We start from the raw sequence: 17894 nt of genomic DNA on the forward strand, positions 1-17894 counted from the left end.
TTCATGGTTATGACATTACGAATACAAAAGTAGCACAAACAACAGTAGAAGGTACGAAAACGTGGAAGGACGGAAACTCAACAAATCGTCCGGCAACAATCAAAGTAGACTTACTACAAAATGGCCAAGTAGTTGCGACGCAAGAAGTAAGTGAAGCAACAGGTTGGAAATATACATTCAAAGACTTAGCGGCATACGATGCCGAAGGCAATGCATATAAGTATGAAGTAAAAGAACAACCAGTGGATGGATATAAATCTGAAGTAAAAGGTTATGACATTACAAATACAAAGGTTGGTAAAACAACCGTAGAAGGAACGAAAACATGGAAGGGCGACAATGCGAAAGATCGTCCGGCAATGATTAAGGTCGACCTACTACAAAATGGCAAATTGATCGCAACACAAGAAGTGAGCGCAGCAAGCGACTGGAAATATGCATTTACAGATTTAGCGGCATATGATGCCGAAGGTAAGGTATACAAGTATGAAGTAAAAGAACAACCGGTAGATGGATATAAATCCGAAGTTCATGGTTATGACATTACGAATACAAAAATCAAAGAAGATCCAAAAGATCCAAGCGTAGATCCAAAAGATCCAAGCGTAGATCCAAAAGACCCGAGCACAGATCCAAAAGATCCAAGCACGGATTCAAAAGTTCCACCTACTAAAGAAAATACTAAGACATCAGTATGGCTTCCTAATACAGGTGGAACATCAATGGAGATGATTTCATATATTGTAGGAATGTTGTTGATGGCTTTAGGTGGATTCGTATTTGTTCGTCAACGAATGAGATAAAAAGACTGGTTATGCTATAAAAAATCAAAAGGCCGTAAAGCGCTGTGTGTAAAACGCTTTGCGGCCTTTTCTTATTTTAAAATCTTTTGTTATAACAGGTTTTGCGATATGGGAAAGTGTATGAAAGACTTTAGTCCAACTTTTAGATTTGGAATGAAATTAACGTTTTTTTACAGAAAACTACTTGTTTTTGAGGCTATAATTCATCTATAGACAAAGGAAAGTCTTTACAACTCCAATGTGTTTATAAACTGTTTAACTCTATTGAAAATTAATACTTCATGGTTCAAGGATGTACCTAAAAAGATGAATAAACGTTTTCTTTTTCAAGAGTAGATATAGGAAGGTTTATATTAACTGTTGTTCCTTTTCCTACTTCACTTTCAATAAGTATCTTTCCTTGGTGCTTTTCAATAATTTTATAACAAATCATTAATCCTAAACCGATACCATTTTCTTTGATACTATAAAATGGTTCCCCTAGATAAGGTAAACGTTCTTTTTCAATTCCACACCCGTAATCGGTAAATTGAATGTTTACCTGTTTTTTATCAGGTGCATATTCGATTTGAATCAAGATTTCCCCTCCCATTGGTGTTGCTTCAATCGCATTTTTTAAGACATTTATAAAAGCTTGCTTTAATTGATTTCCTTCACAAAGTATGAATGAAGTATCAGATGTAAACTCAGTTGTAATTTGTATGCAATTCATTATCGCTTGAGGTTCAAGTAACATTACAATTTGCTTCATTAATACATTCAGGTCATTCGTTTTAATTTCTAATGCCTCAGGTTTTGCTAATGTCATAAATTCATTAGTAATACTATCTATACGTTCAATCTCTGCTAACACTATATCTATATAATGCTCAGTGTTCTTATTTTCTATTGATTTTAATAACTGCATGAATCCTTTCATTGCTGTTAAAGGATTTTTAATTTCATGAGCAATTGCAGTGGATAATTGACCTACTACAGCAAGTTTCTCCGATTTTCGTAATAATTCTTCTGTTTTTAACCGTTCAGTGATATCACGAGAGATACTTAGGAAAACGTTTTTGCCATTCAAGTTAAAAATACGTACACTAAACTCAGTTGTAATTGTTTGTCCTGTCGGAAAAACAAATTCATCTTGCAAAGTGAAAAAGGTCTGTCCTTCTCTAATTTTTTTTAGCAACCGTATAATCATTGGAGAATCTTGCGGTACAGTATCGAGAAATGGTATCGAGAGAAGCTCTTCTCTACTATATCCAAATCTTTTACACCCAACAGGATTTACTTCAATAAATCGAGTTGGAACATGATCCTCATCCATCTCTACTACATATACTGCGTCAGTTGCTTGTTCGATTAATGCACGGTATTTCATTTCACTGTCTCTTAATTGTTGATGTAATCGATGTAGTTCTCTTTCTGCTTGTTTTTTTTCAGTAATGTCTCTACAAATTCCTGATAAAGCAATTACATTGCCCCTTAAATCTAAAATGGGTGAAATTGTCAAGCTTACATCAATGAGCGTGTTGTCTTTTCGTTGTCTAACTGTTTCTACTCTATTTATAACATCTTTTGTATTAATATTTTTAATAGTTTCTAAGGTTTGATTCATTAAAAAATCAGGTACGCAAGGTAATTTTTTCCCCAAGCTTTCTTTTTCTGACCAACCAAATATCTTCTCATAAGCTTTATTCGCTTGTATCATATGTCCATCTAAATCAAATATAGTGATAGCATCCACGTTATGATTTACAAATGACTCCAGACGTTCTTTCGTCACCTTTAGTTCATCTTCCGCATTTTTTCTTTTCGTTATATCAACCGTAGAACCAACTACCTCAATAACTGTTCCTTCTCGTATAACAGGCCTAAGAGAGAAAAGGATAATAGTCTCATCAGTTGGCCATGGCAGTTCGAAATTGACTTCTTCACCATCCCATGCCTCTTGATAATATTTTAGTAGTCGAGGAAGTAGATGAAATGGAACAATGGAAGAATCTATGGTCAGTAAACTTTTTCCTACCACTTGTTCGGAGTGAAACCCATGGTGATAAAATAACTGCCCATCACATAAAGTGTGGATAAAATCCCCATTTTCTTTTTTAAATTTAAAAATACCTCCTTGCAATTCATGTACGGTATCCCTTAATACTTGCTTTGATTCTAGTAAAGTTTCATTCGCTTTAGCTAGGTCTTGTGTTAAGTTATATAAATTTTGATAGGATTCCATAAGAAAAACACCAATTAAGAGTCCGCAAGATATAAATAATGTACCTTGGATGTCAAGAAGTATAAGTGAGATAGAAGGAAAAAAGAATCCAAATACCCAATGAATTATGGCTAGATAAACAGCTAGATAAAGAAAGACGCTTTTAAAGGGATGGGTATTTTTGAGATATGTTTTGAATATAGTATATATAGTAGCAATTCCTAAAGCAGCTATCAAAGCTGGTCCCCAATCACCACCAAGGTAGAAAATACGCATAAATAAAATAAACATTAACGTAATCCAGCCAGCTGTACGACCAAAATAAATAAACGAAATAATAAGAGGAACGGCTCGCAAGTCATAAAACAATCCCGTGTGCTTAAAATTAAAAACCATCAAAATAGCAGCTATGATACCTGCATATGTGCCCCAAAATAAATGGATAAATTTATAATCCATTTTCCTTATAAATACTTGAATAAAAATAGCTGAGCTAGCTAGGAAAGAAAAAATAGATAGATTAATGAAGAATCCTGTGAATAGCATGCCATATTCCCCTCCTTTTTACATGTATTCGACAAAGAGTATAAAAATCCTACAAATTGCACCGTAATTAGACTAATTATTCTAAAAAACAAGACTGTTTTTGGAGGAGAGATATGAGTAGTGATAAAAATTTAGCCCCTTTTTACCAGGATTATCAATTGGGTGTGTTGGATAACAATATTTATATAATTTTCAGCACAAAAAGTTTCCATTCCAGAGAAAATCACGTTCCAGATTTATTTGTAATCGATTTTTAATGAATCGTTAATATATTTGGTATCGAATGAGATTGTGTTTGTTATTCGGGATCCTAAGTAGTTTAAATTAAATTTCGAAAAAAAGGGTGTGAGAATGATTTTTTTAAGGGTGTTGCATATATTTTATTAATTATTGGAATTTTTAAAGGTTATTTTGGCAGGGTTAGCGAGGATTGTGAAGAAACATAGTGTAATTGTAAAAATATACGAAAACAAAAAGCATTTGACACTCCCACCCCTAAAGGGGCCAGCTGACTAACGTCAGTGGGATTCAAGTCCTGCGTGGGTTTTCCCGTATCGTAAATTCTGTAAGGATGAGTTGTAAGCGTACTATTGGAAAGGAAGTGGAGAAATCATGATACATCGATATGAAATTGATTTTTCTGTGATGTATGATGGCAAGGTAACAGACTTACAATCAGCAATTATTCCAGCACATTCTTTAGAAGAAGCAAACAAGAAATTACAATCGGAAGTAAAGCGGAGGTTAGGGAAATGTGTTGTCAAAATTGATCATACAAGTTTACTGGTTTCAGAGGATAGTCGATACACAATTGGATGAAATTAGGAGAGGAGTCTTGCAATCAGCAAGGCTTTTTTATTGATAGAGCTTGATGGAAAGCGAACAATTACAGAATTATTATATCTACCTCGACAAGATTGATTAGAAAATGGTCATATTTTAACGGATTACCCGAAAGAATTCTCCTTCCTCAAGCGTGCGCAGGGCGTAGCCCAACGATAGGTGGGAGATGAATTTCGGTTTGGCGTAGCCAAAAAGCACGTAATTGTGCTTTTTATTTTCTATACAATATAATCAGTCTTATAAGATAAAAATGTTGGTATATCAATGAAATTAGATAGTAATAATCATTCAGTGTTCTTGTTGTATTATCATCTTGTGTTGGTTGTGAAATACAGAAGAAATGTCTTTGATGATGATATGTCAGACTATGCAAAAGACATGTTTGTAAGGTTATCCGATAATTACAACATAACACTGGTAGAATGGAATCATGATGTTGACCATGTACATATCTTGTTTAAGGCACATCCTAATACAGAAATGATAAAATTCATTAATGCTTATAAAAGTGCAAGTTCTCGACTCATTAAAAGAGATTTTCCACAAGTAAAAAAGAAACTTTGGAAAGAGATGTTTTGGTCAAGAAGTTTTTGCTTACTAACTACTGGTGGTTCACCAATAGATGTGGTAAAGAAGTATATTGAAAATCAAGGTGAAAAGTGAGGTGAAATGATATGACAAAGCATAATAAAGCATATAAGTTTCGTTTGTATCCAACAGAAGAACAAGCATACCTTATGCGTAAAACCTTCGGTTGTGTACGTTTTGTGTATAACAAGATGTTAGCAGAACGTAAAGAAGCGTACGAAAAATACAAAGATGATAAGGAACAACTAAAGAAACAAAAGCTTCCAACTCCTGCGAAATACAAAGCAGAATTTGAGTGGTTAAAAGAAGTTGATTCATTAGCTTTGGCAAATGCTCAACTAAACTTGCAAACTGCCTATAAGAATTTCTTTAGTGGTCAAAATGACTTTCCAACATTCAAAAGTAAAAAAGACAGAAAGTCTTATACAACGAATGTAGTAAACGGAAATATTATGTTGCTAAATGGTCATATCAAATTACCAAAACTGAAAATGGTACGTATCAAACAACATAGAGAAATACCACAAGGCCATATTATCAAGTCATGTACGATTTCTATGACACCTACTGGTAAATGCTATGTGTCCATCTTGACTGAATACGAAAAAGAGATTGTACAAAAAGAAGTAGAAACAGTTGTTGGATTAGACTTTGCGATGGATGGATTATACGTTAGTTCTGAGGATGAGAAAGCCAATTATCCTAAGTTCTATCGTAAAATGTTAGACCAGTTAGCAAAGGTACAAAGAGTATTAGCAAGACGTTCTAAAGGCTCAGAACGTTGGAACAAACAACGTATTCGTGTAGCGAAATTACATGAAAAAGTAGCGAATCAACGAAAGAATTTTCTTCATCATAAGTCTAAAGAGTTAGCTATTAATTTTGATGTTGTAGCTATTGAAGGCCTAAACATGAAAGGGATATCGCAATCACTTAATTTTGGAAAAAGTGTTGCTGACAATGGTTGGGGTATGTTCACTTCTTTTTTAGCTTATAAACTACAAGAACAAGGCAAACAACTTGTGAAAATAGACAAATGGTTTCCTTCCACAAAAACATGTAGCAATTGTGGAATTGTGAAAGATATATCATTGTCTGAACGAGTATATTCTTGTATATGTGGTATAAATCTCGATAGAGATTATAATTCAGCTATCAATATCAAAAATGAAGCAATACGTCTATTAGCGTTAGCATAAATAGCAATAAAATAACCTTTGGAACAAGGGAGTTAGCTCGGCTGTCTAAGGACTAATTCGTTAGCTATCAAAAAGTAACGACTAACCGAGAAGCCCCCACTTCAGACAGTCCGTTAGGACGTTAAGTGGCGGGTAGTTCACAGAAATCCGAATAGAAAATGAGTAAATCTTCCTTACAAAAATGTCACATTCCTGTAAGGTTATTAGATAGTTTAGCTACTTTTTCCATGTCATAATAAAGACATAAGAAACGCCAATTAAAAATTATAAGTTATAGGAGAGTGTCAATCATGATTGTAACAACAACGCAGGGAATTCAAGGGAAAGAAATTAGTGAATATATTGATATTGTAAATGGTGAAGCTATTATGGGTGCGAATATTGTCCGCGATTTATTCGCTTCAGTTCGTGATGTTGTCGGTGGTCGTGCTGGTGCTTATGAAAGTAAATTAAAAGAAGCACGTGATATTGCAATGGACGAAATGAAAGAACTTGCAAGACAAAAAGGTGCTAATGCAATCGTTGGTGTTGATGTAGACTACGAAGTTGTTCGTGATGGTATGTTAATGGTTGCTGTAAGTGGTACGGCTGTACGTATATAATAAGTTAGAAAACAGGCTCTCCCCGTAAAGTGTATATGCTTTGAGGGGATTTTTTTGTTAGGTAAATTTTGGGAGTATACCCACGAGGCCGCTTGTACACATGTAATCTCAAAATAACATGCCATAATTTCATTTAATAACTGTGTACTATCGTCAAAAATGATTCACCATAACTTTTATTAATCAAACATTTGTTTAAAATTCTTAGGTATGATACGTTTGAATTTGGAAGAGCATACATACGTTCAGCTAACTTCCAAATTTGATATACTAAAAGAAAAAATTAGGATGATAAGGCTATGCCAACAAAAGAATTCTAAGATACAGTACAGCATTTTTCTTCGTTCTTACAGCCCGTTCCGAACGAGAAATCCGAGATCGCCTTTAGGCATGGGATGAAAGTGAGGTTGGATACGGAGTACCACTAAAAATCGAAAGGTTTGTGGTACTTTAAGTATCCAAAATGTTGGTATCTTTTATTTTTATCCTTTTTGTTGCATAAAAAACAAAGCCGTTATCTCTAAATTTTCTAAAGTTCTCCCTTCATAAATCGACTTTTTAAATGAAATTCCATATATATCCGAATAATAGGGCGTGATATACAAAGTACTAATAAATTATATTATAAATATTTTTTTATTAAAAAATCGTTATATATAAATTGATATTTTTTCCTCGCATATCTCAAAAATTAAGTATACTCTTTGTTTTGAGATATGAGACATTTTTAGTTTAGAATTAAAACTTGCTATCTATCAACATATTAATTTCATAATATAAACCGTAATAAATTTTTTTAGTAAAAGACTCTGTGGTCATCCTAGATTGATTTACTGCATGATGCTACCCATAACACAGACCTGAAAATGAGAAAATTCCCATGTTTTATCTCAATGACATAAGATTACTTTTCATTTTGAGATAAAGATTTGATGAAATCATCAACTACTGATAATATATGTTATGTAAACTGAATGATTATAAATTCATATAGGAAGCCCGTAAAACCTTATCCTTTCTGAATATAAAAATATAGGGACCTTTATCGTTTTCCGTCAGTAGCGTAAGCCTAACGTTTTTTGCTTCTTGTGTAAAGATAAAATAAAAGAGCATATAGCACATATATTTTTAGTGGAATTGTATTTTATGCTATAAGTCCAAACACTTGGTGGATGAACTCTTTTTGATTTTGGACAGACTGGCTCAGTAAATCAATCTGTCCCTTTTTTATCATATGTATGGCTTCAACACCACTCAATATAGAAGTTGCAGTTTTAAATGACTTAAACCCTAAGATATGACGCACACGTTTCTTAATAAAACGATGATCTTGTTCCACTATATTATTGAGATGTCTGACTTGTCTTATCTTTATGCCTCCGGGCATATGTTTCTCTTCTTTCAACGCTTGAATCGCTACAGGATAGGCAGGGTTTTTATCTACTGTTATCACACGAGGTTTAGAAATGTACAAAAAAGCCAAGGCTTTCTTGAAAAAGCGCTTGGCTGCTTGTTTATCCCTTGATTTACTTAGATGAAAATCAAGGGTATTCCCTTCTGAATCAACGGCACGATATAAATACATCCATTGCCTTTTTACTTTAATAAAGGATTCATCGACTCTCCATGAATCCTTTGTTGATTTAAGATCATGCCGTATTTTCTCTTCTAAGTGAGGGCCATATTGATGAACCCATCGCATAATTGTAGTGTGAGCTATGGATAAGCCTCTTTCCTCCATCATTTCCACCAACCAGGTTACGGAAGCTCAAATTGTAACGTAGGCACCACCTTACCGTTAATAAAATTAGTTCCGGCTGATAATGCTTCCATTTAAATATATTTTCCTTTTCCATACTGATCACACACCTTTTATAGAGTAGTACTATCAGTATGTCCAAGTTTAATAGACAAATTTCATATACTTCTAAGTTTTTTGCACCAGAACCAAAGAAAAAGACATCCTTCCGGATGCCTTTCCACAGTTTCTAGGTTTACACATTTTGTAAATTTGATAGGACGTTAGGTTCGAATCTAACGATTAAAGAAAAAAATCTGAGCAGTTCTATTACATTATATGCTAATCTGGACTAGTAATTCTATGCAATTTTACATATTAGGGGTCACAACGCAGACCATCAAGCTAAGGTCTTGAAGTACCCCCTAAACAAAATTTTAAATTTTCCCACAGTTATTTATGTGAATTCAATTCGTTTTTTGTTTTGGGGGCGTTATAAGCGTGTCCTTTTACACTTTTCTATCAATGAAACTATTATTTTACTCCTACGTCATTCCAAGCTTTTTGCACAGCTTGATATGTCGCGCTATTAACGCCATCGTAATCAGCAACAGATTGTAATAAAGCAGCACGTGCCTTGCTGAAATCACTTGTTGGCGTAAGGTACGTTGTTAAAGCACGGTAGTAGATTTTTTCTGCTTTTTCCTTACCAATAGCATTGATTGTTAAATAAGCAGCTTTATTTGGAATACCGCTATTGATATGTACGCCGCCATTATCTCCTTCTTCTGTTGGTGGTAAATATTGATAGTCATTCATATGAGCAGGTTGGCCATACTTTTCAGGATTTGATAAGCTGCGAAGTGCATCTCCTGCAACTTTTGGCGTAGTTACAGCTTCTCCTAAATCCCAGTTGGCTGGATCAACGAAATATCCAAATACATCAGAAAAAGATTCATTTAGTGCCCCGGATTGATTTAGGTATTCAAGCTCAGCTGACTTGTCAGTTACCGCATGTGTTAGTTCGTGTGCAACAACATCAAGAGAACCTGACAGCGGTGCGAATTGAACACCATCGCCATCACCATATACCATTTGTTGTCCATTCCAGAATGCATTATTGTAGTTGGTTCCGAAATTAATTCCAGAACGAATTGTTGCACCTTTTCCATCAAAACTGTTACGGTTATGAACATTTTTATAATAATCATATACTTTTCCTGCATTGAAGTGTGCATCAACTGCAGGAGCTTGGCTCTTATCTATCCAAGCATTATCTGTATCGAATAAATTGTAATTACTTGGATTTTGCCAATCAGTGCCATGATTAGTTGTAGTTGTCTCAATAACGCCACCGTTCATCGGCTTTGTTGTGTCTTTTAAATAGTATTTTCCATATTGACTGCTATAAGTTGTATTCAGGCTTTTTTGATCCCCTAATACGCCGTTGCCATAGCCTTTTTGCGGAGTATCTGCATCTGTAACTGCATTATATGAATTTACAATTGTTCCATCTTCTGCGTTTACATAGATTTTCCAGTTTGCTCCATAAGGTTTAATGAATTGTAATTGTACTTTATAAGTTAAGTAATAATTCCCGTCTTTTTCATAAACAACTAAATCTGCCTTTTCATTTGTAGATTTTACGGTTTCTTTCATTTGTTCTAACGGAGTCCCATTTGTTTCTACAAATGTATCTTTTTTTGCTAGATTAATATGTTTCCATGCATTTGAAAGGGCAGTTTCATTTGAAATCTTTGCCTTTGTATTTCCTTTCAAACGTTCAGTGGCAGCGGGATGTACGTCTCCGTTTACCGTTGTTACTTTGCCATCACGATCTGTATGAACAATGAAACGTGCACCATCAACTGGAACTTTATTAATAGATTGAATGTACACATAATGTTTCATTCCTAAATCATCTGACTTTACTTCTTTCAGTGTTAAGTCAGTTTGGGGGTTGATTTTAAATAATTCTTTATTTTCTTCAAGGAACGATTTTACCGCCTTTTCTGAATCTACTTTTTTACCAGATAATTTTCCTGAAAGGAAAGATGGATTTCCTTGTTCATCATTCCACTTTTTTTGAACGACTTCCATTTTGTCCAAAGCTTCTTGCTGTGGTACTTGTTCTGCTGCAAAGGCAGTTGAAAATGGAGCACCTAAAACCATTCCGGTTGCTAGTAATGTAACGACGGATTTCTTCATTTTTATTTCTCCTCTCAATACTACGTATAATAAAGATGTATCTTATTAAGGAATTATACAGAAAAAATATTATTTTGTTATTATTAATGCAAAATTTCATATTTTTTAAAAATTATAATATTTTGGGTTCTGGTGCAAAAACTTTGAAGTATATGAAAATGGTCTATCAAACTTGGAAATACTGATAGTACTACTCTATAAAAGGTGTGTGATCAGTATAGAAAAGGAGAATTTATTTAAGGGGAAACATCATCTTGTTAACCGTACGTTGGTACCTACGGTACAACTTAAGCTTTCGTGATTAGGTGGAAATGATGGAGGAACGAGGGTTATTCCTGGCTCATACAACTATTATGCGATGGGTACATCAATATGGGCCGGAGTTTGATAAACAAATTCGATGTCATCTCAAACAAACAAATAACTCATGGAGAGTGGACGAAACATATATAAAAGTAAAAGGACAATGGATGTATTTATATCGTGCCGTTGATTCTGAAGGAAATACAATTGATTTTCATTTAAGCAAAACAAGAGATCATAGGGCTGCAAAGCGTTTTTTCAAGAAAGCTTTGCAGTCTTTTCATGTTTCAAAGCCCGGTGTGATTACAGTAGACAAAAAAACGGCCTATCCAATTGCTATCGAACAGTTGAAGAAAGAAAAAAGGATACCAATAGGCACCCAAATCCGAAGGATAAAATATTTAAATAACATAGTAGAACAAGATCATCGTTTTATTAAAAAACGTATACGCTCTATGTTGGGATTTAAATCATACAAAACATCAGCCTCTATATTGAGTGGTGTTGAAGCCATGCATATGGTCAAAAAAGAACAAATTGATTTGCAGGACCAGTCTATCCAAAATCAGAATATTTTTATTAACCAGCTGTTTGGATTAACTGCTTAACAGGGGTCACCATACATCGCTATCAAGCTAAGAAATACAAATACCCCCAAAACGAGAAAATTGACTTCTTCATGTGAAAATGTACAATTTTTTTGTTTTGGGGTGTTATAAAATTCTTAAGTTGATGGGCATGTATGGTGAGATTGCGTCCCTACCTCTTTTGTGTAAAGTCATAAAAAAAGACACTCCTCTTGAAGTGCCTCTCTCTACTTAATCTACATAAGACTTTTCTTACAGCACAAATATATCTGGGTTCCCACCCGATTTTATTTTACTACATCTATTTATAAAGTTTAATTGATTTAATGTAAATTATATAAAGAAAAGACACCCTAAGGTGCCTTCCTCCGACTTGAGATCACATCTATGTATTGAAGAAATTTTGAAAAGATAAATACAAAAAGGAAAGCTTCTAACTATAATTTATAGATGTTTGTTATTCTCCAATGTACTAAAGATCTCCTGATTTATGTAAAGCCGCTGTTACTTCATCACCGAAATTATTTAAAGAGAATGTTTGCTCTTCTATCGGATCCATTTCTGTAGCTTCACCTATCTTGCCGTCTTGAAGTTCCCAGAAATAGTTATGTTCTTCTACGATTTTACTAAAATCTCTATTTACCCATCTTTCAGTGATTGCTAATAGTTCTTCTTTGTTCTTAAAATCATTTTGGTTTAGAATGCTTCTTACTTTTTCTGCATTCTTTTTAGACATAGGAGTTGCTCCCCGTCCGTCATTTGCTTTTACTTTTTGATGAGTCATGCTATGCATTGCTGAAATAACTTCTTCTTCAGTAGAACTTTTAGTGATGTGAAGTTGTGCATTTGAACCTTCAATTTCTGCTTCATTCGATGGTGGTGCTTCTTTATAATCAGACTCTGCAAAAGCATGCTTCTCACTACCCATTGGTACTTCAGCAAACTGTAACATTCCATAAGTCATACCAGCTGAAAGTACTATTACCCCTATAATAGATCCTAGCCAATACGTTAGCTTCTTGTCCATATTCACTTCCCCTATCTACATTTTAATATTTCATATAAATAATATTATATCGAATTACCTTTTTATGGATATATCATTTTACCATGTTAAGTTATATTGTTCATTGAGAAATATGATTCAAGTCTATTGTTTTACTTTTAAACTCTTTTCGTATTCTTTAGCTTCATCAACATTTTTAAATGTTTTTAAATTAAATATCTTTTCTCCATCAATACATACAACTAATACTCCATCTTGAGCTTGAAGAACACTGCCTATATTGCCTTTTCCGAGTGAAATACTAAAGGGATTCTCTACATTTAATGATTTCTTTTTAGCAAGATAATCATTAAATGACATACCAATGGTTAGTTCGTCTTTTAAGCCTTTAATAGTGTTCCCAGAAGTAGTTGTTGATTGTTCCTTTTTTGTAGCTTCTTCTTGCTGTTTCCGTTGTTTTTCAGCTGCCTCTTGTTCTGCTTTCTCCTTTTTTACTATCCCTTTTTCTTCAGCTTTCTTCGCTTTCTCAGCTGTTTTTTGTGCTTCTTGCTCAGCTTTAGATTCTTTAGAAGTACTTGCTGTTTCATTAGATGAACATGCTGCTAATCCCATAAATAAAGCGCAACAAGTAAGTGTTTTTAAAAGTTTATTGTTCATAATATGTTTCCCCCAGCGTTTAAAATGTTAGATTTCCTGAACTATCATAACAAATGTGGTTACAACTATTTTGTTATGTTTTGTCGAATAAAAATAAAAAAGAGAGATTCCGCTTATGTAAAGATCATTTATCTAATATTGAGCATTTAATAATTATGATAAGTACAAGCATCGTAAGGAGGTGTGTACATAAATGAAAAAAATGAGTTTTTGAGCGGAGCAGCATTTGATCCAAATTTACTGGGTCCTACATTGCCGCCAATCCCACCATTCACTTTACCCACAGGACCAACGGGTCCTACTGGAATTGGAAGTACTGGTCCAACAGGTCCAATTGGTTTAGGATCTTCTTACTTTTTTAATCAAACAACAGAGAGGTTGGATATTCCGGAAAATCCGAGTTTCACTTTCCAAACTATTTTACAAGTTGACATAACTACAACAATACCAGGAGAAAGAGTAAGGCTAGATTCAATGATTGAAACTGTAATTGACACTTTTAACGAAGGTACATTGTATACCTGTCGCTTAACTTTTAGGTTCACACGAACTGGAGATGTACAAATAATCGAGGCTGATTCACACGTAATCAATTTCGTTAAACCAGTAGGATCTAGTTCTGTTATAATTGATACCCAGAATTTAACGTGGACTGATATACCTCCAGGCCCAGGCACCTATACCTATTCTCTTGAAATTCGTCGTGGCACAGGTGTTTTTGAAAGCAATATAGATAGTGTTATAGTTTTAGCTAGGTCAATGGATGCCATTGTATTTCCGCCGTCTCCATAAATCAGTAACAAAAAGAGAGCAGAAGCTCTCTTTTTCATGCTACGGAAAGCATTTTATTATAAAGAAAAGACACCCTAAGGTGCCCTCCTCCGACTTGAACCATCTTAATTTTAATAAGGGGTAGCGTCACATCGCCATCAACTTAAGAAATTAATTGTTCCCCAAAACGAAAAAAATGAGCCGAGTTCTCATAAATAACTGTAAAAAGGTAAAGTTTTCGTTATGGGGGTGTCTCAAAGTCTTAGCTTGATGGGCATGGGGTCACCATATCAAAAAAAGAAAATTGTACGTTTAGACACAATTCGGACACATTTTAGCCGGTTCCCTGTACGTTAAGGAACCGGCTACTTACTTTACTACTTCTTTATATAATTTTTGTCTCGTAATGGTCTTAGATTATTAAAATTTGTTTTTTCATTTAAGTTCCAAACATAATCACCTGTCAACGTAATATGTTCCCATCCAAGTGGAGATATATGTTGTAAATATTCTTCTGGAATGTCCACACCTTTTGCACGTAAAGCATCTACTGCACGTGATATATATACCGTATTCCATAATACAATTGCTGAAATAAGAAGTTGCAAACCACTTGCTCTATGTAATTGATCCTCATAAGAACAATCACGAATTTCCCCTAATCGATTAAAAAATACAGCTCGAGCAAGTGCGTGTTTTGCTTCACCTTTATTTAAACCAACCTGTACACGTCTTCTAAGCTCAGGACTCTGCAACCATTCTAATGTATATAAAGTTCTTTCAATCCTTCCTATTTCACGCAAAGTTACAGATAAGCTATTCTGCCTAGGATAGGCCGCAAGCTTTTTGAGAATAAGAGAAGCTGTGACGGTTCCATTACGAACAGAGCTAGTTAATCGTAATAAGTCATCCCAATTTTCTCTTATTTTCTTTGTATGAATTGCTCCACCAATCATAAATTCTAGATGTGGTTGATTTACGGGCTTTTCAAAAGTATAAATTTTATTTTTACTAAACGCTTTAATTCTAGGAGCAAATCGAAATCCTAGCATATGACACATGGCAAAGAAATGATCTACAAAGCCTGCTGCATCCGGATAATGTTCTTCAATTTCCAAATCTGTTTCATGATATAGTAGGCCATCAATAATATGTGGCGCTTCTTCTGAAGAAGGGGCACGGCAACGATTCTTTCTTTTTGGGGCCATTCAAAAAACAGATAGAATTCAAAGAACATATTGCATTCTATCTGTTTTTTATTTTTTCACATAAAGAACATTGAGGCTGCTTATACTCTTATCAGTCAGATGGTTTACTAAAACATCATCATAACAGAAATAAAAACTTTTTTATATTTTACTAATATACAAATACTTTTGATGAGTTTTCCTCTAACAAACTAGAATTATAATTAGGTGCTAGTACGATGTTTGTATATGTTCCTGTACCCGAAAGGTATTTGTACCTATGTTTTAACCCCGATGGAATAAAAACAGATGCTGGACTTTCAATTATTTGCAATTCTCCTTCAATTTCAACTTCACATATGAGACCTGTACCATCTATTCTATTCCCCCAAAAAATAAAGGCACTATCACAATGATGTGCATGAGTATCTACATGTCCTTCTAAGTTCTCATCCATATGGGCGTCGTAAAATACACGCTGTATTACATAAAATGAAGCACGTTCATCAGTTCTATAATCCATCTGTACCCAACGCTCTCCTGGACCATCACGATGATATAAAAGCTCAGATGCTCCTTTTACAAATGGTTTACTAACTCGGAGAGACTTTGAAAGCCGAGGCCCTTTTCTTTCTATATGTTTTTGTTGTATGTTCCTTACTCTTCCTATCATTTCAGGTTGAATGCCCTCGTATGCTGAGTAATTCTGCTGAACAGCTTGTATATGATAGGATGCAGTATGAGTAAATATATTCTTTCCAATAATCGGTCTCCAATGATCTACTTGACAACCAGTAGCTAATTGGAGAGAGTGCGTTAATTCAGGAATCATCTGTAGTTTAAAGCATTGTAGATTACGCTTTTGAGATAAAAATACTGATAAATTTAGCAAATCAACAATCCCAGCACGTTCACCTATTCCGCACAATGTAGCATCAATGACAGATGCCCCTGAATCGATTGCCGCAAGAGCATTTGCCATGGCTAATCCTAAATCATTATGAAGATGAACTTCAATCTCACAAGGGAATGTCTCAACAGATTTCTTCACGATTGTCGCACACTGACCTGGCTCCCAAATTCCTACAGTGTCTGCTAAACTGATTCGATCTGCTCCAGCTATATGTGCAATCTGTCCAATGTAGGCGATATCTTCCCATTCCGTTCGTGAAGCATCTTCAATAGTAAAACGGATTTTCATTCCTAAAGATTTTGCTTCTTCAATAGCATGTTTCACCTGATTAATAACATAATCTTTTGATCGATTGGTATACTTTGTTTGTAAAGAAATAGGATTAATAGACGCCCAGATTCCTATCCAATCGGCACCAGCACGATAAGCCGCATGAACTTCTTCTTTTTTCGCCCGAGCATGCATAAGTATTTCGGCGTGCTTTGCAGATGCTGCAACTTCTCGGCAAATCTCTTCTTCTTCTTCAGAGATGCCAGGGTGTCCAACTTCAATAAGACTTACTCCAAAATCCTCTAACATGTGAAGTAATGTAATTTTGTCTTCCTTGGAGAAACGAATACCACATTGTTGTTCTCCTTCACGTAAGGTAGCATCTAATATTGTTAAACCCTTTTTCATTCCTGTTTGCCTTCTTTCGCTTCTATAAAGTTTAATGTTTGTTCGAATAGGGTATTACGATTCTTTTCATAAACAGCCCAGTGTGTTGCATCGGGGATTACTACTTCTTTTTTTTGTTTTGCACTTGTTAATTTTGACATCATATTTCGGTCTGCAAATATGTCATCTTCCCCGTAAATGACAAGTAATGGAGCGGTAATCTTAGATACATCATATAGAGGCTGATTTTTCCAAATATAAAATAAATCTTCAAGTGGACCGACTGGTCGACGAATCGTTTGATTATTTTTCTTACTCATAGGATCTGAATCAATAAAAACTTGTTTTACGGCATCCATTGCTTCGTTTGTAACAATTTTTTTATTTCCCATCATCATATGCCAATGATGCATTCCTTTATCAAAGTCCAACATTTGATAAGCTGGTGCTTCAGGATTAAACTGATTAGGTTGTAGTGGGTTTTCGAAAGGCTGTGTCATCATAGGAAGTGTGAACCCATGCATATATCCATATAAAATAAGTTTATTAATATCTTGAGAATGGGATATTGCATAATTTCCAGCCACAACACCTCCATATGACCATCCAACAATATGAATTTTTTTTACGTTTCTCTTCTTTTTAATCCAATTTACAATTGTTTCCAGATCCTTAGTTGCATCATTCAAATGAATAACCGGACGGTTTTGGGCAGGAGGATCTGACATTTCTTTAGGGCGAGAAGAACGACCAAACCCTCTGAAATCCATAGCCCAAGTATCATACCCTTTTCTGGCATACTCATCCATCCATGAAAATTTTGGTACATCAAATGCTTGAGCTGTAGGTACACTAAATGGTTCTAAAAATAAGATGATTTCATCAGATGTATACTGTTTTTTATTATTTAAGTTTTTATGAAGTAAAAATAAATTTTCTTCTCCTTGCTGAATTTCTAATTCTTGTTTTACCACTTTAGAAGTTTGATCATTTTGAGAAGTTTCTTTGATATTAGAACAACTAGACATAAGTATTATCAAAAAAATCCCTACTAAACTAATATGTGTCCATTTCATCTTCATT

Annotated in this window: 13 protein-coding genes and 3 pseudogenes; 8 read left to right on the top strand and 8 right to left on the bottom strand. The window is 34.5% G+C overall.

Translation table 11 applies throughout. The annotated features are described in order from the left end of the window. A partial coding sequence (locus tag SB773_RS24475; protein ID WP_410592691.1) for a Cna B-type domain-containing protein occupies positions 1-803 on the top strand: 803 nt, incomplete at its 5' end. Positions 804-1101: 298 nt separating this feature from the next. Here SB773_RS24475 and SB773_RS24480 read toward each other — a convergent pair. Further along, on the bottom strand, positions 1102-3552 hold the full coding sequence (locus SB773_RS24480; RefSeq protein WP_410592693.1) for a PAS domain S-box protein: 2451 nt from the start codon (positions 3550-3552) through the stop codon (positions 1102-1104). Between the two features lie 113 nt (positions 3553-3665). Here SB773_RS24480 and SB773_RS24485 point away from each other — a divergent pair, with 113 nt between their 5' ends. The 5 genes from SB773_RS24485 (at position 3666) to SB773_RS24505 (ending at position 6784) form a co-directional block, all read left to right on the top strand. Continuing rightward, positions 3666-3809, top strand: a complete 144-nt coding sequence (locus SB773_RS24485; RefSeq protein WP_165497912.1) for a hypothetical protein — start codon at positions 3666-3668, stop codon at positions 3807-3809. A gap of 355 nt (positions 3810-4164) precedes the next feature. Then, positions 4165-4371, top strand: coding sequence for a hypothetical protein (locus tag SB773_RS24490; RefSeq protein WP_002130290.1), 207 nt, complete (start codon positions 4165-4167; stop codon positions 4369-4371). 288 nt (positions 4372-4659) lie between these two features. After that, entirely contained in the window at positions 4660-5058 is a 399-nt protein-coding gene (gene tnpA, locus SB773_RS24495; protein ID WP_410592696.1) for an IS200/IS605 family transposase, read from the top strand. Between the two features lie 11 nt (positions 5059-5069). Then, positions 5070-6182, top strand: coding sequence for an RNA-guided endonuclease TnpB family protein (locus tag SB773_RS24500; protein ID WP_215556809.1), 1113 nt, complete (start codon positions 5070-5072; stop codon positions 6180-6182). Positions 6183-6472: 290 nt separating this feature from the next. Further along, a complete protein-coding gene (locus SB773_RS24505) occupies positions 6473-6784 on the top strand; it encodes a heavy metal-binding domain-containing protein (protein ID WP_000637500.1) in 312 nt (103 codons plus the stop codon). A gap of 1144 nt (positions 6785-7928) precedes the next feature. Here the strand turns inward: SB773_RS24505 and SB773_RS24510 are convergent. Further along, positions 7929-8640, bottom strand: a pseudogene (locus tag SB773_RS24510) (IS6 family transposase). A gap of 416 nt (positions 8641-9056) precedes the next feature. Beyond that, entirely contained in the window at positions 9057-10730 is a 1674-nt protein-coding gene (locus SB773_RS24515; RefSeq protein WP_131247121.1) for a M4 family metallopeptidase, read from the bottom strand. Between the two features lie 217 nt (positions 10731-10947). Between SB773_RS24515 and SB773_RS24520 the strand changes: the two are divergent. After that, positions 10948-11641, top strand: a pseudogene (locus tag SB773_RS24520) (IS6 family transposase). Positions 11642-12092: 451 nt separating this feature from the next. Here the strand turns inward: SB773_RS24520 and SB773_RS24525 are convergent. Together SB773_RS24525 and SB773_RS24530 are read right to left on the bottom strand one after the other, a co-directional pair. After that, a complete protein-coding gene (locus SB773_RS24525; RefSeq protein ID WP_131247120.1) occupies positions 12093-12647 on the bottom strand; it encodes a PRK06770 family protein in 555 nt (184 codons plus the stop codon). 123 nt (positions 12648-12770) lie between these two features. Further along, positions 12771-13283 (bottom strand): hypothetical protein, encoded by a 513-nt coding sequence (locus tag SB773_RS24530; RefSeq protein WP_131247119.1) that lies wholly within the window; start codon positions 13281-13283, stop codon positions 12771-12773. 189 nt (positions 13284-13472) lie between these two features. Between SB773_RS24530 and SB773_RS24535 the strand changes: the two genes are divergently transcribed. After that, positions 13473-14075 carry an exosporium leader peptide-containing protein gene (locus tag SB773_RS24535; protein WP_410592740.1) on the top strand — a complete coding sequence of 201 codons (603 nt, stop codon included), beginning with the start codon at positions 13473-13475 and terminating at the stop codon, positions 14073-14075. A 356-nt stretch (positions 14076-14431) separates the two neighbouring features. Here the strand turns inward: SB773_RS24535 and SB773_RS24540 are convergent. From SB773_RS24540 to SB773_RS24550, 3 genes and pseudogenes are all read right to left on the bottom strand, one after another. After that, positions 14432-15217: pseudogene (locus tag SB773_RS24540) on the bottom strand (Tn3 family transposase); the annotation flags it as partial. Between the two features lie 196 nt (positions 15218-15413). Beyond that, on the bottom strand, positions 15414-16832 hold the full coding sequence (locus SB773_RS24545) for a homocitrate synthase/isopropylmalate synthase family protein (protein WP_002107136.1): 1419 nt from the start codon (positions 16830-16832) through the stop codon (positions 15414-15416). Further along, positions 16829-17893, bottom strand: coding sequence for an alpha/beta hydrolase (locus SB773_RS24550; RefSeq protein ID WP_410592701.1), 1065 nt, complete (start codon positions 17891-17893; stop codon positions 16829-16831). The genes SB773_RS24545 and SB773_RS24550 overlap by 4 nt, the downstream gene beginning before the upstream one ends. Position 17894: the final 1 nt, after the last annotated feature.

The organism is Bacillus sp. SIMBA_074, assembly GCF_046534555.1.
GTDB lineage: Bacteria > Bacillota > Bacilli > Bacillales > Bacillaceae_G > Bacillus_A > Bacillus_A mycoides.